Below are 19,248 nucleotides of genomic sequence, written 5' to 3'. Positions count from 1 at the left end.
AACATGAACGTTTCCGGAAATTCACCCGCCCGCAAACTGGTCTATTGGGGCAGCCATTATCTGATGATCGGGGCCTTTGTCGTCTTTGCCCTGTTCCCGCTTTACTGGCTGCTCAAGGTATCGGTCACGCCCAACGACATCCTGTATACCGAAGGGGTGCGGATGTGGCCGTCACGCACGACGTGGGAAAACTATTTCTTCGTCCTGACCCAAAGCAACTTCCCGCATTATTTCCTGAATTCCGTGATCGTTGCGGGCACCACCGCGATTGTGACCACCATGGTCGCCGCCGTGACCGGCTATTCGTTTTCGCGCTTTGCCTTTCGCGGCAAGGTGATCATCGTCGCCCTGATGCTGATCACCCAGATGTTCCCGCTGGTCATGCTGATTGCGCCGATCTTTAAAATTCTGGCCCCGCTTGGCCTGACCGACAGCCTGACGGGGCTTATCATCGTCTATACCGCGTTCAATGTGCCGTTCGCGACCTTCCTGATGCAGTCCTTCTTTGACGGCATCCCCAAGGATCTCGAAGAAGCCGCGATGATCGATGGCAATACCCGCTTTCAGGCCTTCCGACGCATCATTCTGCCGCTTACCCTTCCCGGTGTGGCGGCAACGCTCGGCTTTGTTTTCACCGCCGCCTGGAGCGAGCTTTTATTCGCCCTGATGCTGGTCAGCAGCGAAAGTGCCTCGACCTTCCCGGTCGGTCTGCTGTCATTCGTTTCAAAATTCAGTGTCGATTTCGGTCAGATGATGGCCGCCGGTGTGCTGGCCCTGATCCCGGCCTGCGCGTTCTTCCTGCTGATCCAGCGTTATCTGGTGCAGGGGCTTACCGCTGGCGCTGTGAAAGGATAAGAGGACCCAAATGGCTTCCATTGAAATTTCAAATGCCGTCAAAAGCTATGGCGCGGTCGATGTCCTGCACGGGATCGACCTGCAAATAAAGGACGGCGAATTCATCGTTCTGGTCGGCCCGTCGGGCTGTGGCAAATCGACCCTGCTTCGCATGATTGCCGGGCTGGAGGACATCACATCGGGCGCGATTTCCATCGGCGGCACGGTGGTCAATGAATTGCAGCCCAAGGACCGCGACATCGCCATGGTGTTTCAATCCTATGCGCTGTATCCCCACATGTCAGTCGCCGAAAATATGAGCTACGCGCTCACACTGCGCAAAACCGCCAAGGAAAAAATCACCGATGCGATCACCAATGTCGCCGAAATCCTTGGCCTGACCGCCCTTCTCGAACGGCGGCCAAAGGCCCTTTCGGGCGGGCAGCGCCAGCGTGTCGCCATGGGCCGCGCGATTGTCCGCAAACCACAGGCGTTTTTGTTTGACGAACCGCTGTCAAATCTGGATGCCCGGCTTCGTGAACAGATGCGCACCGAAATCCGCAAACTGCACCGCCGCCTTGGTGCGACCTCGGTCTATGTCACCCATGACCAGATCGAAGCCATGACAATGGCCGACCGGATCGTTGCCATGCATGACGGCATCATCCAGCAGGTCGGAAGCCCGGTCGAAATCTATGACCGCCCCGCCAACATCTTCGTCGCCAGCTTCATCGGATCACCGGCGATGAACTTCCTCAAAGGGGCCTATGAAATCTCGCCAAACGGCAATGCCGGTATCCGGCTGACCGATGGGTCACTGGTCCCCGTCCTGCCAGCACGCGGGGCAACGGCCAATCAGGCCGTCACTCTTGGCGCACGCCCCGAACATATCACCATTCTTGCCGATGAAACTGGCGGCAATGGCGGCATTCCCGCCCGGGTCGAACTGATCGAACCGATGGGGCTTTCAACCCTTGTTCATGTCTCACTCGCGGGCAATCCGGTCAAAATTTTTACCCTCGACCGCCCGGATTTCGCCGTCGACAGCTTCATCCATATCGCGTTCGACATGGAAAAAGTCCACGTTTTTGATACCAAAACCGAATTGCGCCTGCCCCCGGAAAACGAGCCCCACACGGCCCAATCGGCCTAGGCGTTCGCACCGTCGTCTCCCGCGCCGATTGCACCTTCAATCCCGGCGCATCTACTCAAAGGCCGCAGCTCTCCCTCTGCGGCTTTTGTCTTTTGCATTTGCCCCTGCAAAGTTCTTCTGCCCTACCCATATACAATGAAACACACGGTTGAATTGCGACCACCACAGAACACCGCAACCAATCGCCCCGGGGCATCGGGAAAAGGACGCGGATGACATTTTTTCGCAAAATCGGGCTCGCAGCCGCCCTTTTGCTGCTCGTCCAGACAAACGTTCAGACGCACGCCAACGCGCATGAACTGCCATCGGCACACGCAACCGAAACGCTGGTCATCGTCACCAACGATTACCCGCCCTATGCGCACGCCGACGCGGATGGAAGCTTCCTGCCCGATCTGTTTGATGCCATCGGCCATGAAATGAATGTCACGTTCGAATTTCATTTCAAACCGTGGAAACGCGGCGAACAGGATGTTGAAAATCTCGAAGCATGGGGCACGCTGCCCTATCGCCGCACCGAAGAACGCGCGCGAAAATTCAATTTCTCTGATGCGCTCTATATCGAAGATTCCCCGTTTTTTGCCTATAACGCAAAGGGTCGCAAACCGGCCATTCACTATGAAGAACTCTCTGATCTCAAACCCTACCGCCTTGGCGGGATACAGGGATATTATTATCAGCCATGGTTTGAGGAAGCCGGGCTTTCCGTCGAATATGCCCTGACCGAAGAACAGAATTTCAAAATGCTTCACATCGGCCGGATTGACCTGTTCTCCACCGCGCGCTCCGTCGGTTGGTACACCATCCGAAACCTTTTCCCGCCAAAAGAAGTCGAAAAATTCTATACGATTGAAAAACCGCTGCTTGAAGGATCGGGGCTTTTCCTGATGACCTCAAAGGATTACCCGAACGGCGATGAACTGCTCGAACGCTTTAACGCTGCCCTTGCCACCGTCAAGCAGAACGGCACGTTTGAAAGCCTGATGAACCGGCATGAATTGACGGTCAATTACTGACCCCGCATGCAAAAGGGCCGCAGCATCAACGCCACGGCCCCTGATCATTCTTATTTCGCGACGTTACCCCTGCTTGCGCACGGCTTCCGCACTGGCGATGACATCTTCAAGGTAAGTCCGCCACGCCGGATCAACCGTAATCCCGAAAATATCGCTCAATGTCTGCTCGACATCGCCGACCGACAGGTGATGCACCTCCTCCTCGCCGGTCCGCAGCCGGATGGTCAGACGGTTGTTTAACAAGGTAAACCTTGCATGCGGCGCACTGCGCGCCACCATCAGAACCTTGGCAAAGCCGCTTTCGGGATGGGTGCTGGCATAGAAATTCATCACCTCGTAATCGATATCCTCGACCGGGACGATATCGACCTCATGCACCGGCTTCCACACCCCGTCGCGTTCAAGCTCCGTCAGGTAACGGCCATTGCGTTCCCGCACCCGGAAGGTATCATGCGGGGTGACCTGTGGCACCGAAACGCCCAGCAAAAGCGGCGCGGTCGGTACACAGCCGCCCAGCCCGACATCAACCAGCCACGCCTCGCCATCCAGCGTGACGCGCATCGCCATGTGGCAGCGCGGCCGCGGGCCATCGCCCTCGTTATAGCCCCACAAAACCCGCCCGGCGAGGCTTTCGACCTCAAAGCCAAGGCTGCGCAACACGCGGCGGAAAAGGCCGTTCTGCTCGAAACAATAACCACCGCGTCCTTCAAGAATGATCTTGCGGTCGATATCCTCTGGCGCAAGGCTCACCCCCTTGCGACACAGCACATTGATCGCCTCGAACGGGATATGGGCGGGATGCAGCGCATGCAGATCGCGCAAAACCTCAAGCGTCGCCTCGCGCGGGCCGTCATAGCCGATCCGGGCGAAATAGGCGTCCAGATCAACCTGCGGCTCAGGCAGCGGAAAGGGCTTTGCCCAGCTTGCGTCAATCGCGTTCTGCACGCTGGAAGTGATTGCGGCATCATCGAATTTGGGGGCACTTATCGGCAGATGCGTATTCATCGGGGGCTCCGTGTCTTGTCCGTTTGGGGCGTGATGTAATCAGGACTTCCGTTTCTGGAGCAGGACCATAGAACCTCAAGCTAAGTTCAGGTCAATAGACTATTTCAACATTTTTTCATCGAATGTTCTGCGGTTCTGCGCGCCAATGAACGCATATATATGCGACATTGCGGCATTCGAAAGGCCGCAAAGGCAATTTTCCACCTTTTATACGCAACAACCAAAGCGTCGCGCGACAAACCCGCCCGCTCTGTGCTATCGAAATGGGTATATGGTTTAACATGCGCGAACGGCCATCCCCGGAAACCGGATTTCCGGTATCGCCTTTCGACGGTTCCCGAACAGACAGGAAGATGACATGCGTACTGTTTATGTGAACGGCGACTATCTGCCGGAAAATGAAGCCAAGGTTTCGATCTTTGACCGTTCCTTCCTGTTTGCCGATGGCGTGTATGAAGTCACCTCGGTACTTGATGGCAAGCTGATCGATTTTAACGGTCACATGACCCGTCTGGCGCGTTCGCTCTCGGAACTGGGCTTCACCTACAAGGCCGATATCGACGAACTGCTTGAAATCCACCGCGAACTGGTCAAACGCAACGACATCACCGAGGGGCTGGTTTACCTGCAAATCTCGCGCGGGTCGGCCGGTGATCGTGATTTCGCGATCAAGGATGACACCCCGGCCACGGTTGTTCTGTTCACCCAATCCAAATCGCTGATCAAATCGCCGCTCGCCGAACGCGGCCAGAAAATCCTGACCTACCCGGATGTCCGCTGGCGCCGGTCCGACATCAAAACCGTGCAGCTTCTTTATGCGTCGCTTCTCAAAACCGAAGCCGCCGCCAAGGGGGCCGACGATGCGTGGATGGTGCTCGATGGCTATGTCACCGAAGGCTCGTCAAACAATGCCTATATCGTGACCCAGGATAACGTCATCGTCACCCGGCAGCTTTCCAACGACATCCTGCACGGCATCACCCGCAAGGCCGTCCTGAAATGTGCCGAAGAATTGCAACTCAAGGTCGAAGAACGCCTGTTCACGGTCGATGAAGTGCTCAACGCCAAGGAAGCCTTCTCAACCTCGGCCTCGGCCTTTGTCTGCCCGGTCGCCGAAGTCGATGGCAAAAAAATCGGCGACGGCACGCCGGGCCCGATCGCCAAGCGGCTCCGCGAAATCTATATCGAAGCCAACCGCGCCACCGCGATCTGACCCCTCAGCATCTCGCGTCCCAAACGCAAAACGCCGCCTTCACCGGGCGGCGTTTTTTTGTCTGAAATAATCGGGGCCTCGCGACCGGACCAGCGGTCACAAGCCAAAGAAGCCGTTACGCCGCTTTGGCCTGTGTGGTCGCGGTCCGCGCATTGTCAATTCGGATGATCCGGTCGGCAATGCGTTCGGCCAAGACCTCGTCATGCGTCACCAGCAGCAACGCAAGATCGCGTTCGCGAACCTGTGCCACCAGAAGGTCGATCACCCGTTTCTGACTGACCGGGTCAAGCCGCGATGTCGCCTCGTCGGCAAACAGCATCACCGGATCCAGAAGAAGCGACCGCGCAATCGCAAAACGTTGCAATTCCCCACCCGAAATCGCCGAGGGCGGCCTTGCCAGAAGCCCGCGATCAAGGCCAAGGCTTTCCATCATCGCGGTCTGGCGTGCCATGTCGATCCCGTGTAACCGCCGAAGGTCGTCAAATCCCTGACCAAGCGTCTGATGGGCAATAAAGGCCGATGGCGGGTCCTGATAGATTTTCTGGTATCGCATCGCCGGAAGATTTCCCGGTCGCGCCACCGCCCCCTCCTGAAACGGCATCAATCCCAGCAAAATATTGCCAAGCGTGCTTTTGCCGCTGCCGCTTGGCCCCAGGACCACGGTGATCTCGCCCCGGTTAAGCGTGATATCAAGCCCGGAAAAAAGCTGCCTTTCGCCAAATGATTTGCCGATACCGCGTCCGGTGACGACCACTTTATCACCCGATGACGTCGCATCGTTACGGGGATGCGGATGGTCGCGCACCGGCCAGTTGCGTGGCAAGCTCGCCACCAGATGCCGGGTATAGGGATCGGACGGCGCAGACAAAATATCCGCCGCCGCCCCGGCCTCAAGCAACCGGCCACGCCGCATCACGCCGACCGTCCCGCCAACCTGTTCGGCCAGTTCAAGATCATGGGTGATCACCATCATCGCCCGGCCAAGTGCAACCTCGAAGCACAGCAATTCGCCCACTACCTTGCACAATGCCCGGTCAAGTCCCTTGGTCGGCTCGTCAGCCAGCATCACCGGACTGCCGCCCGCATGGGCCATGGCAATCGAAACGCGCTGTGCCATGCCGCCCGACAATTCAAACGGATAGGCATTTCCCGCATGGGCAAGCCCCACCGCCGAAAGTTCACCATCCGCCTTCTGCCCGGCTTCCCGCGCCGGAACACCATGCAGGGCGGTGTAAACTTCCGCCACCTGCCCCTGCACCCGCATGGTAGGGTCAAGCGCAAGCCACGGCTCCTGCGGCAAAAGGGCAATCTTGCGCCCCCACAAGGCACGTCTGGCATCGGCTGTCTGTGTCAGAAGATCCACCCCGTCAAACAGGATTTTCCCCTCGCACACCAGACTGTCAGGCAGGCTGCCCATCACCGCATGCATGATCAGGCTTTTGCCCGATCCGGTTTCCCCGATCAGGCAAACCGGCCTGTTCGGCCCAAATGCCAGCGACACATCATCAACCAGAACCGTGCCACCCTGTGTGCGCACCGTCAGATTTTCGATACGGATATCATGCATCAGCTTTTCCTTCCGGCCAGAAGCTGCAACGCCAGAACCAGCAGGAAAATCGCCGCTGCCGGCATCATGATCTGCAACGGGGCCTCGCTGTAATAGGGCATCAGTTCAACAATCATCGCGCCAAGCTCGGGTGTTGGCGGGCGCAGGCCGACATGGATCGCACTTAGCGTACTGACCGCAATGATCGCCGATCCGGTGGCAAAGGCAAAAAGCGTGATCATCGGCCCGGCCAGCGCCGGGAAAATGATCCGTGTCACGATGTAAAACCGCCCGAACCCCAAAAGCCGTGTGGCTTCAACACTGGGCGATGTCATGACACGCGCCGTTTCAATGCGCGCCACCCGGAAAAACTCGACCCAAAGATACAGCGCCAGGCCAAGATAAAGCGGCCCGAACTGCCCCGGCGCAAACGCCAGCAACAGCAGAACCAGCAACAATCCCGGCAGGGCCAGAACAATATCGGAAAGCGCGACAAGCCCGCGTTCGATTAATCCCCCGCGTGCAGCCGCCAGAATGCCCAGCAAAATCCCCGGCACCGCCGCCGTCAATGCCGTCACAAAGGCCATGACAAACGAAAGCTGCGCACCGAATGCAAGACGTGCGAGCATCGAACGACCGAAATGATCGGTCCCCAAGATATGCGCCGCATCGCCCGGCGAAATCAGAACCGCCTCGTAATCCTGTGCCAGCGGATCAATATCAATCAGCATCGGCCCGATAAACGCAAACGCCAGAAGCGGCACAATGATCGCCACCCCCGCCATGCGTGCGGTTGTCCAGAATCCGCCAGCCTGCTGTTCGGCCAGACCAGCCGGAAGATGAGCAAGTGATCCGGTTTTCATCATGCTGCCCTCCGCAAACGCGGATCAAGCCGCAGACACATAAGATCGACCACACTGTTCAGCAGTACGAACAATCCCCCCATGGCAAGGGCCGTGCCCTGCACCATCGGCACATCGCGCGCGATGATCGCATGGACAAGCGCATGACCGATCCCCGGAAAGGCAAAGATCGATTCAACCACAACCACCCCTTCGACCAGATACACCATCTGCAAGCCCAGATAGGTGACAACCGGCAGGGAGGCATTGCGGACCCCGTGGCGCATCACCACCGCCCGGTCAGACAATCCCTTGTACCGGGCATGAATGAAATAGGGGGCGGATGCCACCCCCATCATGGCATCGCGCATCACGCGCGACGACATCGCCGCAAGACCAAGTGCGAGTGTGAACGACGGCAGCACAAGGTTCTCCCAGCCACCAAACCCTGCGGTCGGCAGCCAGCGCAACGTCACCCCGAACACCATCATGAACAGGATCGCCAGAACAAAGGGCGGCACGGCACGCAAACCAACCGCGACAAGCAGCATCACCCGGTCATAGACCGATCCGGGAAACAGCCCGGCAATCGCCCCGGCCACCGGCCCGATGACAAGCGACAGCACAAAGGCCGTCACCGCCAGCCAAAGGGTATAGCCAAGCTGCAAACCGATCTCGTGGATCACCGGCGCCCCGGTCACCAGCGAATGGCCCAGATCAAACCGGACCAGATCGCCCATCCATGACAGGAACCGGACAAGGATCGGCTGATCCAGGCCAAGTTCGGCCCGGACCATATCCGAAATCGCATTATCCATCATGTCCGGGCCATACCGGCCTGCGGCAATCCGCAATGCCGGATCACCCGGCAGGAAATACATCAACGCAAAACTCAGCGTGCCGACGATCAGAATAACCGCCACAAGCTGCATCAGGCGGGTCGCAATCAATCCCTTCATTGCGCCCACCGCAGATCGGCAAGGTAATAATTCTGCTCATACGGATCGATGCGGACATTTTCCAACCGCGCACTCGATGCCATGGCAAGCTCGCTCCAGACCAGCGGAATGGTCGGCAATTCGGCTTGCAGGATATCGGCAAGCTTCTTTTGCATCTGCGCGCGCGCATCCCCGTCCGTCGTCTTGCGCAAATCGGCAATCAGGTCTTCGGCCTCGGCATTGTGCCAGTTCATCGCCCCCCAATCAGCCCCGCCGGGACCATAATCTTCCATCACCGTCGCCAGCGGATCGGGCACCATCGAAAAACTGCGTGTCACAAGCGCTGCCTCAAGCGTACCATCGGCATGACCGGCCGGAATTTCGGTATAGCTGCCCACCGAAATCTCAAGCCCGATGCCGACATCGCGCAACTGTGACTGCAATGCCGTGGCTATCAGCGGCAGATCCGGCCAGCTGGCATAGGTCCGCACGGTCACATCAAACCGTTTGCCATCCTTTTCAAGAATGCCATCCGAACCGGCAACCCAGCCCGCATCCGCCAGCAATTCGCGCGCCTTTTGCGGATCGAAATCAAGGACCGGCATATTCGCATCATACCAGTCGCGAATTTCGGGCGGGAACATCTGGCTTGCCGCCAGATCGGTGTTGCGCATCACAACCCCGGCAATCGCCTTTCGATTGATCGCAAGGCTCAGCGCCTGCCGCTCCACCGTTTCGTCAAAGAACGGCTGCGCCAGATTCAATTTCAAAAGCCGGGTCCGCGGGACGGTCGCTACCGTGACATTGACGTCCGGATTGCCCTTAAGCTGCGTGACCGCAACCGGCAACAGCGACAGAACCAGATCGGCATCACCACTTTGCGCCATCATCGCGCGTGTTTCACCGCGGCTGACCGCAAGATAGCTGACCTTCTCGATCTGGGCGCGGCCATTCCACCATTTGTCAAACGCCGAAAGCTCGATCCGAAGCGGCGGCACAACCGCATCAACCCGGTATGCGCCGGTGCCGATAATCGTCTGGACTTCCCCGGCATCGTCAAACGATCCGGGTGCAAGGATGATGGTGCTGTAATGCGCCAGAAACGCCGGCAACATCGCAAACGGCTCGGACAGCGTGATCACGATGTCATTGCCCGATGCGGAAATGCCGGTAATCGGTGCCTGGCGCAGCACGCCGGGACGCTCGAATGCGCGGTTAAGATCGGCGGCCACAATTTCGGCCGTCATCGGCGTGCCATCATGGAATGCCACATCATCGCGCAGGCTGATTTCCCACCGCAGCCCGTCCTCGCTTGCCTGGCTGCCTGTCGCCAGCATCGGCACGATCTGGCTTTCGCGATTGACCGTAAACAGCGTTTCGGCGGCCTGCATACGACTGAAAAGATAGCCCGACTTGGCCGGATCAAGTCCGGAAATCTCAAGCGGGCTTGCAATATCAAGCACATCGTCATTCGCCCCGGCCATCGCCACACCGGTAATCCCTCCGGTGGTTTCAACCGCCCCGGCAACCGCCAGAATACCGGCAAGGGTATAAAAACGGGCAAGCAGTGCTCGCGTCATCATCTTCTCCATGAAACAAATTTGTTATGATATAACATAACACTTAAAATCTGTTCCAAGGCAGAAAGTCAACCATTTTTGCGAACGTCTCGCAAAATTCATCCCCCCCCTTCCCGGAATGCCGACCGACCGCTTTCTTTGCTGGCCTCAATCGGCACTTTGCCCTAAAGCTCAGAAAACAGATGGTGATTGCGATAACCCACCATCACACAGGGAAAGCGCCACGAACCATGAATGCACAACAGCCCCAGCACAACCTGACCGGCATCATTCTGATGTGTGCCGGTGTCGCCCTGCTGTGTGTCAATGATGCCCTGGCCAAGGGATTGATGGATCATTATTCACCGATCCAGATCATCTTTCTGCGCAATTCGATTGCCCTGCCCTTTGCCGCCCTGCTAGCCATAAAAATGGTCGGGCTTGGCGGCCTGCGGTCCAATCGCATCGGCGTGCATTTCATGCGCACCGTCATCTGGATCACCGCGACCATCATGTTCTTTACCAGTATCCATCTCATGGGACTGGCCGAAGCCACCGCCCTTGCCTTTGTCGCACCGCTTTTCATTACCGCGATTTCATCGGTGCTGATTGCGCGGGTTGGCTGGCGGCGCTGGGTGGCCGTGATGGTCGGTTTTCTGGGTGTTCTGGTGATCGTGCGCCCCGGTGCGGCAACCTTTGAACCCGTCTCGCTCTTGCCGGTGGCGACCGCCTTTACCTATGCGCTTCTAATGCTAAGCGCGCGGCTTCTTGACCCGCGCGAAAGCATGTGGACGCTTTTGTTTTACCTCAGCTTCACCAGCACCCTGCTCAGTGCCTGTGCTGTCTGGTATTTCTGGACCCCGATCCGGGCAGAGGATATCGGGCTTTTCATCGCCATCGCCTTTGTCGGCACCAGCGGCATGACCCTGATCACCCAGGCCTTCCGGGTGGCTGATGCGCCAACCGTCGCCCCGTTTGATTACACCGCCCTTGTCTGGGCCACCGGACTTGGCTGGTTTTTCTGGGGCGAAACGCCCGATCTTCTGACTTTTGTCGGTGCAGCCATCATCACCGGAAGCGGCATCTTCATCATCTTCCGCGAAAAGCGCGTGGCCGAAAGCTGATGCTCCCCCAAACCGTCATTCCCGCGAACGCGGGAATCCAGTCCTCCGTGCCGCTTCCTCAAACACCACCAAAGGACGCAGGGCCTATTCCACCGGCCTCACCCCATAAGTCGCCATCGCCCCGACCCGCATGTCGGCCTCGTTAACATCGGCCCTGAACCGATAACTCGGCGCAACAATCTCACGCGCCTGATCGATTGCCACATCAATCACCATGCCGACCCTGAACGCATCGCCCGCCATGCCCTGCAGGATCGCCTGCCGCCCGGCAAAACCGTCATCACCGTTTTTCAAAAGCACCGCCCGCCCATAAAGCTGCCAGCCCTTCTGCGAAAACACGTCAACGAAACTTACGCAGACACGCGGGTCATGGCGAATATTCCTCACCGATTGCGGCGATGCAATATTGGCAATGATGATGCGATCCTCGCCATAACAGGCAAAGATTTCCTTCGGACTGACCGACGGCCCGTCTTCGGAAACGCTCGCCAGCCAGCACAAAACCGACCGCCCAGCATAATCGCGAATGTCATCTGTCAGAAGCATGATTTTTCCGGTTTGTTGATGCGCCAACACTCTGCCACCGCAAACCCGAAACCACAAAAACAAAACCCGCCTTCCAACGGGAAAGGCGGGTGCAAACGGAATTACAGCAAATCAGTAATTCGCCTTAAAAGGCGGCTCTCGCCCGTCCCTTGCGGCAAGCTCGGCAATATTGCGCAACAGATTACGCTTGCTTTGGGTGCGCCGACGACCGGAATTTGGCTGCACGTCACCCTTGCCAGACAGGCCCAATTCGGCCCGTTTCTGGCTGATGCGTGCTGCCAATTCTTCAATCGTGATTTCGCGCATTCACATTATCCCGTGTTACAAGCCGAACAACAATGAGCACATCCATTACTGCTCGAATAAATGGTTTTCGCCTTTGCAACTGCCCCGTGGCATGACGAATAGTTTCCTAGATACGTCTTGCTATTAGCCATTTTCAACCAAGCACATCCAGATTCATGGACCTCATGATCTCCTGAATCATCTTGTGCACGGTCATTTACATAGTAATCAGGCATCTGTCCGCTCCTTCTGCAATTATCACAGAAAGAACATTAGGACATACTTTTATATAAACCTAGGGTTATATAAACACCCACCCTCAATAGGTAAACCTAAAGTACAGGCTGCCCTCACCAACAAAAATCCCCAACCGCATAGGTAATGCTGCGCCCGGTCGCGTTCAGCAGGGCATCAAGCTTGCCTTTCTCGGGCAATGTTCCGCGCGGTGCGCCAAGTTCCTCGGCATGGATGCCACCGGTCACCAGTGCCACATCAAGCCCCGCATTGTTTGATCCGGCAACGTCGGTCGAAAGGCTGTCGCCGACGACCAGAAGCTTCGCATCCGGCCCCTTGTCAAACAGTTGCAGGCAGAAATCATAGGCACTCGCCAGCGGCTTGCCTTCCCAGCGGACATTGCCGCCGAGCACTTCATAGCGTGCGGCAATCGCACCGGCACAGATGATCCGATCTCCGCCGCGGATCACTTCGCGGTCCGGGTTCGGGCACAGCATCGGAAGGTCGCGCGCCTTGGCGGCATGCAGCAGATCCTCATAGACCGATACCGCGTCATAATCGTCATTCGGCCCTGTCACCAGAAGCCAGTCGGCATCGGCCACATCCTTGACGATTTCAACATCCTGCCCTTCAAACATCGACATGTCGCGCACCGGGCCGACACTCATCACGCGGCGCCCAAGCTTGGCGTACCAAGGATCGGTCCGTGCGAGAAGCTGGCTATAGGCGATCTCGCCCGATGCCACCGCCGGACCATAAAGGTCCCGCGCGATACCCATATCTTCCATGCGTGCGACCACGACGCTGGATCGGCGCGGCGCGTTCGACAGAAGGGCAACCGGCACACCGGCCTTTTTCAACGCCTCCATCGCCGGGATGGAGCTTGGATACGGCGTCACCCCGTCATGCACCACGCCCCAAAGATCAAGGATCACCGCATCATACTGTTCGATCACTTCCGACAGGCCGTTGATCATCTGATAGCTGGTGCCAACCGTCATTCACGCATTCCACTTCATGTTAAAATCGTCGTCATCGCACATGCGGCAAGATGGTTTCCCGTGCTTGCGGGAATGACGAGGAGCACAAACCCTCCCCAATAACCGCCCCTCCCGCGAAGGCGGGAGTCCATGCCGCCACAGGTAAATCTATTCCGTCGGTCCGTTTTTGGGCCCGGACTTTGGTCCAGCCTTTGGCTCGGCCTTTGGTGTCGCCTTCGGCGCAGCCTTGCTTTTCGCCGCCGCTGGCTTGGATGCAGGCTTCTTGGCGGTTGTCTTCGCCACGGGCTTCTTCGCCGCCGTTTTAGCCGCCGGAGCCGCTTTCGCCACCTCGGCCTGGGCGGGCTCCGCCTTCGCCTTCACTGCCGCCTTGGCCGCGCGTGCCTCATCCACCGGGGCGCTGCGCCCGGAAATTTCCGGATAAGCCGCCCCAACCGCGTCGGCAACATTGGCAAAGCCATCCTTGCGCAAACGCCGTGCAAGGTCTTCCTTGATATCGGTCACAAGCTCCAGCCCGTGATAGACAAGGGCGGAATAAAGCTGCACCAGCGACGCCCCATTAAGAATCTTCTCATAGGCATCCTTGCCCGATGCAATCCCGCCGACCCCGATCAACGGGATTTTGCCGCCGGTCAGGCGGTAAAAATCGGCCAGAACCTTGGTGGACGGCTCCATCAGCGGCGGGCCGGAAAGACCGCCCTTTTCATCCTGATCATAGGAATTAAGCCCGACCGGCCGATCAATCGTCGTGTTCGATACGATCATCCCATCAAGCCGGAGCTTCAATACCACGGCGGCAATATCGGCCTTGTCTTCCTCCGTCAGGTCGGGTGCCACCTTAAGCAGGACCGGCACACCATTGGCATGGCTATCGCGCGCTTTTAAAACCGACGTCAGAAGCGTCTCAAGCGGCCCGCGCCCCTGAAGTGCGCGCAAACCGGGCGTATTGGGCGAGGACACATTGACCACCAGATAATCGGCATAGGGACCAAGGGCCGCAACGCCCTTCACATAATCGGCCGCCGCATCTTCGGAATATTTGTTTTTGCCAAGGTTGGCCCCAAGGATGCCGCGCCGCGCCCGCTTGCGCAGGCGTTCGGCAACAACGGCGGCACCCTCGTTGTTAAAGCCCATGCGGTTGATCACCGCCCGGTCGGAATAAAGCCGGAAAAGCCGGGGCTTTGGGTTGCCCGGTTGCGGTTCAGGCGTCACCGATCCGATTTCAACAAAGCCGAACCCGTGGCGAAGCATCTGATTGGGGACCTCGGCATTTTTGTCAAACCCTGCGGCAAGCCCGACCGGATTGGCAAATTTGCGCCCGAAAACCTCGGTCTCAAGGATCGGCGTGGCATCCGTCGCATCATCATCGCGCGGCACCAGATTGTTTTTCAGCGCGCAAATCGCAAGACCATGCGCAGTCTCCGCATCGATCCAGCGCACAACCGGCAAAACCAGTGACTTGTACCACCCCACGCGACCTGCTCCGTGCTTGTAAATACCTGCCCTGTTCTTACGCTGTGTAAGGGAACGGGGCAAGGATCAATGCCCTGAAGGCCCGTGCGACAGACACCCCGTCATGATCCGCACCCAATGTCAGATGTCAGATATATCTTACATTTATGGGGGGAAATGCCAAAGTCGGCGGTTTTGTCAGTTATTTCTGACATTTGCGGTTTTCCTGTCAGGCGAGAAAACCCGACATACGTTCGCTGCACCAGGCAACAGCCAGAGCATCGGCTGCCGAATGCTGAGATGCGGAGTTATTCGCCCTCAAAGGCAGGGCCCGCCTCAAGCATGTCGTAGTCCACATCAAGCACCCTGGCCAGGGCATGCTGCAACTTGCGCGACGGCAGGTTTTTCCCCCGCTCGATCATGCTGATATAGTTCCCGGCAACGCCGACTTTTTCCGCAAGCTCGGTTTGGGTCATATCGCGCCATTCGCGATAAACTTTAAGCGGATGCTCCCCATCGATGATTCGGCTTGCCAGCTCAAACGGATAACGGCTGCCGTCATCCTCACCGATGGCCAGCTCCGCCAGTTCCTCGTCACTCAGAAAGCTCTCGGCCATTTCCGGTGCAATGTCGCGAAACGTCTGAAAAGACATCGTCACCGCAACCGGCTTGTTTGAAAGCTCGTCGCGCAAAAGATTGATTTTGCTCATTTCATCCATTCCCTTTCCCGGAAAGCCGAAAAAGCTCAGGCCTTGTAAACATCACCGCGCACACCAACCCGGATCACATCAAGAATGTGACCATCCTCGCTATAGATCACCCGATACTGGCCGACACGCACGCGATACGCATCCATATTGACCATCTTTTTGATATCAAGATCATCCCGTGCCGGATTTTCCGCGATGAGTTTGATGACATCACGAATGCGCCGCGCCTGCTTTGGCTGCATCTTATGCAAAACCTCAGCGCCTGCTTCGATATCGTGATTTTCAGCATGCCCTGCCCTTAATCAACAATCGAAATAACTATAAATATTATTTCGATTTAAGGCAAGACAATAAAGGCCAACTAAACCCGCTCCTCCATCCGCGCATCAAATTCTGCCCGCGCCTTTTCGACTGCGTCGTAGTTATCGCGTGTCCACAGATAAAGCGCCTTGAACGGCCCGACCAGCGACCGGCCAAGATCGGTAATTTCATATTCCACCGCGACCGGCGATGTCGCGATCACGTGGCGCGCGACAATGCCGTTGCGCTCAAGCTTCCGCAGCGTCTGCGTCAATGCCTTCTGCGTAATGCCCTCAAGCCCACGCCTGATCGCGTTAAACCGTAACGGCCCTTCCGCCAGAACCGCCAGGATCATCATCGACCATTTATCGGCAATCTGGTCCAGAAGCTCCCGGCTCGGGCAGTTCGAGCGGAACATCAGGGCAGAACATTCCTTAATTTCCATGTCATTTCCTCCGGCGCACTGTCATGCAGGTTTCCTCAAGTATACCTGGTAACCTCAAGGTGCCTGATTGACAGTAGGTATACAACGTATATCTAGTAGCCACCATACACCCATTTCCAAACGGAGAATATCCGATGTCAAATACCGACATTCTGTTTCAGCCCTTCAAGCTGAAAACCCTTGAGCTTCCCAACCGTATCGTCATGGCCCCGATGACCCGTTCCAGCGCCCCGAACGGTATTCCGGGTGCCGCCAATGCGCAATATTACCGCAAACGCGCCGAAGGCGGCGTTGGCCTGATCCTGTCGGAGGGCACGGTGATCAACCGCCCGGCATCGCGCAATGAACCGGGCATTCCGCTTTTCCACGGGGCCGATGCCCTTGCCGGCTGGAAGGCCGTCGTTGATGCCGTTCATGAAGCCGGCGGCAAAATGGGCCCGCAGCTTTGGCATACCGGATCGGTCAAAAGCGCCCAGACCGAATGGGTGCCAGATGCTCCGGTCGAAAGCCCGTCCGGCCTTATCGCGCCCAATGAACCGCACGGCAACACCATGTCGGATGCCGACATTGCCGACACCATCGCCGCCTACGCCCAGGCCGCCCTTGATGCCAAAAATGCCGGTTTCGATACCTTTGAAATTCACGGCGCGCACGGCTACCTGATCGATCAGTTCTTCTGGTCGGGCACCAATCTGCGCACCGATCGCTTTGGCGGCAAAACCATTGCCGAACGATCAACCTTTGCGGTCGAAGTCGTGCGTGCCGTGCGCGCCGCCGTCGGCCCGAATTTCCCGATCATCATGCGCGTCAGCCAATGGAAACAGCAGGACCTGACCGTCCGTCTTGCCCCCACTCCCGATGAAATGACCGCATGGCTGGGCCCGCTGGTCGATGCCGGGGTTGATATCCTCCATTGCTCGCAACGCCGTTTCTGGGAACCGGAATTCCCCGAACTAGATGGCGAAAAGGGCCTGAACTGTGCCGGGTGGGCCAAAAAACTGACCGGGGCAGCCACCATCAGTGTTGGCTCCGTCGGGCTTTCAGGCGACATCCTGACCGCTTTCGCGGGCGAAGGCTCCAAGACCACCAGCCTCGATGCCCTGATCGAACGCATGGAACGCAACGAATTCGATCTGATCGCGGTCGGCCGCGCGCTGATCACCGATGCCGCCTGGACGGCCAAGGTCCGCGACAATCAAACCGATGCCCTGCTCGGCTTTGATCCGGCAACGCTGGGCGAACTGGTCTGATCCTGCCGATCTCGAAGGCAAAAGGGCGGTGCCATCCCGGCATCGCCCTTTCTTTATGCCACCCACGACATATCTCAGGGAAAACACCCAACCGCAGGAGCCGATTATGGAACCAAGCGAAATCACCCGCCTGCAAAGCCGCATCGCCGCCCGTGCGCCCGGCACGTTTCACTTTCCGGAAATTTACGGCCCCGGCTGGGATACGCTTTATATCGGCGACAAGGTCAGGATCGGGCGGGAATTTCTCAATGCGGTCCGGGCCGGTAAATTCCCCACGGTCGAGGATACCGGCCAAAAGCGGGGCGGCGGGCGCGTCTATCGCCGGGTATGATTACCCTCTGCGCATATAGTCGGGGCGCAGATCCTCGGGCAGGATATGAACCTCGTTATCATCAAGCTTAAGGTCATCAACGCGTGCGACATGCTCGACCGAAAGCTGGTCATAAAGATGCGGAAACAGCGTGCCACCGCGCGCCGGTTCCCATTTCAGCCTGTCATCGACCGCCGCGACCGGCACATGCAAAAGCCGCAATCCCCCGCGTTTCGGGTAATGCAGCGCAAGGGTTTCTGCCAGCGTATCAATCGTCGAAAAATGGATAAAACCGTCCGCAATATCATGCGGCGCACCGGCATAATGCCCGGTCGCAAGCGCTTCCGCCCACTCGTCCGAGCCCAATACACGGTAAATCATGGTGTGTGATGAATTTGTCATCCGGGGAAAATAAGGTCGCCCGGCCCGTTCGGCAAGCAGGCGAAATGCCAAAGCACAAAAAAACCGGTTTTGTGCTTTTTCTCTCTTGCGTCTCGCGCGAAAAACCTATACCGATGAGGAAATATAAGATACTTATGTATAGTTAAATTATACAAGTTAAAATCATCCGGCAGAATCAGAAGATCAGACCACCAAACCGGACACGAGCACGCAGAACATGACGACCAGACAGGCCCGACGCGCCCCTGTAGACCTTCCCGACACCACCCGCCAATGGGTTTCAAATGATCAGGCCCCGAAACCGGCCGCCTTCCGTCGGGGTCCGAAGAGCCACGTTACACAGAACCAGCGCCGCCCTGCGACAGAGATCATCGACATTCACAAGGATTTCAGCGCTTTCAGCGGTCCGAATGTACCCAACATCTGGCCCAAGGCTCACATGCCCCGGCTTGTCGCCCGCCTGATTGCGGCCATCGGCACCGCCTGCGTCCTGTTTTATCTTTATAGCGAACTGGCCCGGATCGCATCCTGATCCGCCTCATCACCTCACACCGCCGCCAGCAGCACCCACACCAGTCCCGCCATTGATGTCAGCGAAATCAATATCGCGGCCAGCATCAGCGCCCCGTCGCGCACAAGGATCGCAAGCCCGAAGGCGGCAATCGCACTCATCGGTGCCATCCCGGCAAACGGCACCATTTCAAAAAACGGCACCAATGCCGCCAGCAGCACACAGACAAGGGCCGCCACCCGCACCCCATGCCGCCCGGTCAATCCCGGCAACCGCCCGTAAAACCAGCGATCAAGCTTCTCGGCGACCGGTTCGATCCGCGCCATCGCATCGGCGACCGTGGCCCCGTCAAACGACCGGCGGCCAAGGATATCCGGCAACCATAAATGCGACCGCCCCAGAACGATCTGAATGGCAAACACGGCCACAATCACCGCAAGGATCGCCGGCACCATCGGAATCCCCGATAGGGGTGTGACCCCGATCAGGCCCGGCACGAACAGAAACGGCCCGTAACTCCGCCGCCCCAGCACGGCGACCATATCATCAACCGAAACCGTCCGCAGCCCCGCCGC

Annotated in this window: 22 protein-coding genes; 8 read left to right on the top strand and 14 right to left on the bottom strand. The window is 57.8% G+C overall.

Annotated features, from left to right (window positions below; translation table 11 throughout):
- The first annotated feature begins 3 nt into the window (after positions 1 to 3).
- From BC440_RS08320 to BC440_RS08310, 3 genes are all read left to right on the top strand, one after another.
- Complete coding sequence (locus BC440_RS08320) at positions 4 to 855, top strand: carbohydrate ABC transporter permease (protein ID WP_062960875.1); 852 nt, start codon at positions 4 to 6, stop codon at positions 853 to 855.
- Positions 856 to 865: 10 nt separating this feature from the next.
- Positions 866 to 1,987: a sn-glycerol-3-phosphate ABC transporter ATP-binding protein UgpC gene (ugpC, locus tag BC440_RS08315; protein ID WP_071239818.1), complete on the top strand. Its 1,122-nt coding sequence runs from the start codon at positions 866 to 868 to the stop codon at positions 1,985 to 1,987.
- Between the two features lie 212 nt (positions 1,988 to 2,199).
- Positions 2,200 to 3,003 (top strand): transporter substrate-binding domain-containing protein, encoded by an 804-nt coding sequence (locus BC440_RS08310; RefSeq protein WP_071239817.1) that lies wholly within the window; start codon positions 2,200 to 2,202, stop codon positions 3,001 to 3,003.
- Between the two features lie 63 nt (positions 3,004 to 3,066).
- Here the strand turns inward: BC440_RS08310 and BC440_RS08305 are convergent, their stop codons facing one another.
- Positions 3,067 to 4,008 (bottom strand): arylamine N-acetyltransferase, encoded by a 942-nt coding sequence (locus BC440_RS08305; protein WP_083379321.1) that lies wholly within the window; start codon positions 4,006 to 4,008, stop codon positions 3,067 to 3,069.
- Positions 4,009 to 4,366: 358 nt separating this feature from the next.
- Here BC440_RS08305 and BC440_RS08300 point away from each other — a divergent pair, with 358 nt between their 5' ends.
- Positions 4,367 to 5,221, top strand: a complete 855-nt coding sequence (locus BC440_RS08300) for a D-amino-acid transaminase (RefSeq protein ID WP_071239816.1) — start codon at positions 4,367 to 4,369, stop codon at positions 5,219 to 5,221.
- A 115-nt stretch (positions 5,222 to 5,336) separates the two neighbouring features.
- Here the strand turns inward: BC440_RS08300 and BC440_RS08295 are convergent, their stop codons facing one another.
- The 4 genes from BC440_RS08295 to BC440_RS08280 are packed head-to-tail and all read right to left on the bottom strand — an operon-like array spanning position 5,337 to position 10,127.
- Positions 5,337 to 6,788, bottom strand: coding sequence for an ATP-binding cassette domain-containing protein (locus tag BC440_RS08295; RefSeq protein WP_071239815.1), 1,452 nt, complete (start codon positions 6,786 to 6,788; stop codon positions 5,337 to 5,339).
- On the bottom strand, positions 6,788 to 7,633 hold the full coding sequence (locus BC440_RS08290; RefSeq protein ID WP_083379320.1) for an ABC transporter permease: 846 nt from the start codon (positions 7,631 to 7,633) through the stop codon (positions 6,788 to 6,790). Before BC440_RS08290 ends, BC440_RS08295 begins: the two co-directional genes overlap by 1 nt.
- Complete coding sequence (locus BC440_RS08285; RefSeq protein WP_062960880.1) at positions 7,630 to 8,568, bottom strand: ABC transporter permease; 939 nt, start codon at positions 8,566 to 8,568, stop codon at positions 7,630 to 7,632. Before BC440_RS08285 ends, BC440_RS08290 begins: the two co-directional genes overlap by 4 nt.
- Complete coding sequence (locus BC440_RS08280) at positions 8,565 to 10,127, bottom strand: ABC transporter substrate-binding protein (RefSeq protein WP_083379319.1); 1,563 nt, start codon at positions 10,125 to 10,127, stop codon at positions 8,565 to 8,567. Before BC440_RS08280 ends, BC440_RS08285 begins: the two co-directional genes overlap by 4 nt.
- Positions 10,128 to 10,357: 230 nt before the next feature.
- Here BC440_RS08280 and BC440_RS08275 point away from each other — a divergent pair, with 230 nt between their 5' ends.
- Positions 10,358 to 11,230 (top strand): DMT family transporter, encoded by an 873-nt coding sequence (locus BC440_RS08275; protein ID WP_062952699.1) that lies wholly within the window; start codon positions 10,358 to 10,360, stop codon positions 11,228 to 11,230.
- An 84-nt stretch (positions 11,231 to 11,314) separates the two neighbouring features.
- On the opposite strand, the gene BC440_RS08270 is transcribed toward BC440_RS08275, so the two are convergent.
- From BC440_RS08270 to BC440_RS08240, 7 genes are all read right to left on the bottom strand, one after another.
- Positions 11,315 to 11,776, bottom strand: a complete 462-nt coding sequence (locus BC440_RS08270; protein WP_071239813.1) for a pyridoxamine 5'-phosphate oxidase family protein — start codon at positions 11,774 to 11,776, stop codon at positions 11,315 to 11,317.
- A 111-nt stretch (positions 11,777 to 11,887) separates the two neighbouring features.
- The gene (locus tag BC440_RS08265) at positions 11,888 to 12,082 is read right to left on the bottom strand and encodes a hypothetical protein (protein WP_063093553.1); all 195 of its coding nucleotides are present in this window, start codon (positions 12,080 to 12,082) and stop codon (positions 11,888 to 11,890) included.
- A 329-nt stretch (positions 12,083 to 12,411) separates the two neighbouring features.
- Positions 12,412 to 13,296 (bottom strand): TIGR01459 family HAD-type hydrolase, encoded by an 885-nt coding sequence (locus BC440_RS08260; protein WP_071239812.1) that lies wholly within the window; start codon positions 13,294 to 13,296, stop codon positions 12,412 to 12,414.
- Between the two features lie 147 nt (positions 13,297 to 13,443).
- Positions 13,444 to 14,766, bottom strand: a complete 1,323-nt coding sequence (locus BC440_RS08255) for a quinone-dependent dihydroorotate dehydrogenase (RefSeq protein ID WP_341455961.1) — start codon at positions 14,764 to 14,766, stop codon at positions 13,444 to 13,446.
- A gap of 287 nt (positions 14,767 to 15,053) precedes the next feature.
- Positions 15,054 to 15,455: a helix-turn-helix transcriptional regulator gene (locus BC440_RS08250; RefSeq protein WP_167332781.1), complete on the bottom strand. Its 402-nt coding sequence runs from the start codon at positions 15,453 to 15,455 to the stop codon at positions 15,054 to 15,056.
- 35 nt (positions 15,456 to 15,490) lie between these two features.
- Positions 15,491 to 15,697 (bottom strand): type II toxin-antitoxin system RelE/ParE family toxin, encoded by a 207-nt coding sequence (locus BC440_RS08245; protein WP_071239811.1) that lies wholly within the window; start codon positions 15,695 to 15,697, stop codon positions 15,491 to 15,493.
- A 119-nt stretch (positions 15,698 to 15,816) separates the two neighbouring features.
- A complete protein-coding gene (locus BC440_RS08240) occupies positions 15,817 to 16,200 on the bottom strand; it encodes a helix-turn-helix domain-containing protein (RefSeq protein ID WP_071239810.1) in 384 nt (127 codons plus the stop codon).
- A 134-nt stretch (positions 16,201 to 16,334) separates the two neighbouring features.
- Here BC440_RS08240 and BC440_RS08235 point away from each other — a divergent pair, with 134 nt between their 5' ends.
- Both BC440_RS08235 and BC440_RS08230 read left to right on the top strand, forming a co-directional pair.
- Entirely contained in the window at positions 16,335 to 17,450 is a 1,116-nt protein-coding gene (locus BC440_RS08235) for an NADH:flavin oxidoreductase (RefSeq protein ID WP_071239809.1), read from the top strand.
- Between the two features lie 106 nt (positions 17,451 to 17,556).
- Positions 17,557 to 17,781, top strand: a complete 225-nt coding sequence (locus BC440_RS08230; RefSeq protein ID WP_071239808.1) for a DUF1413 domain-containing protein — start codon at positions 17,557 to 17,559, stop codon at positions 17,779 to 17,781.
- Here BC440_RS08230 and BC440_RS08225 read toward each other — a convergent pair whose 3' ends face one another.
- Positions 17,782 to 18,162 carry a DUF952 domain-containing protein gene (locus tag BC440_RS08225; protein ID WP_071239823.1) on the bottom strand — a complete coding sequence of 127 codons (381 nt, stop codon included), beginning with the start codon at positions 18,160 to 18,162 and terminating at the stop codon, positions 17,782 to 17,784.
- 217 nt (positions 18,163 to 18,379) lie between these two features.
- Here BC440_RS08225 and BC440_RS08220 point away from each other — a divergent pair, with 217 nt between their 5' ends.
- Entirely contained in the window at positions 18,380 to 18,694 is a 315-nt protein-coding gene (locus BC440_RS08220) for a hypothetical protein (protein ID WP_071239807.1), read from the top strand.
- Positions 18,695 to 18,708: 14 nt separating this feature from the next.
- Here BC440_RS08220 and BC440_RS08215 read toward each other — a convergent pair.
- Positions 18,709 to 19,248 (bottom strand): exopolysaccharide biosynthesis protein (locus tag BC440_RS08215; protein ID WP_139192091.1); only part of this gene is annotated, 540 nt, incomplete at its 5' end.

It is taken from the genome of Thalassospira sp. MIT1004, assembly GCF_001858545.1.
Taxonomy (GTDB): Bacteria; Pseudomonadota; Alphaproteobacteria; order Rhodospirillales; family Thalassospiraceae; genus Thalassospira; species Thalassospira xiamenensis.
Note: the sequence above shows the minus strand (reverse complement) of the source record. Positions and strands in the feature narration are given on the sequence as shown.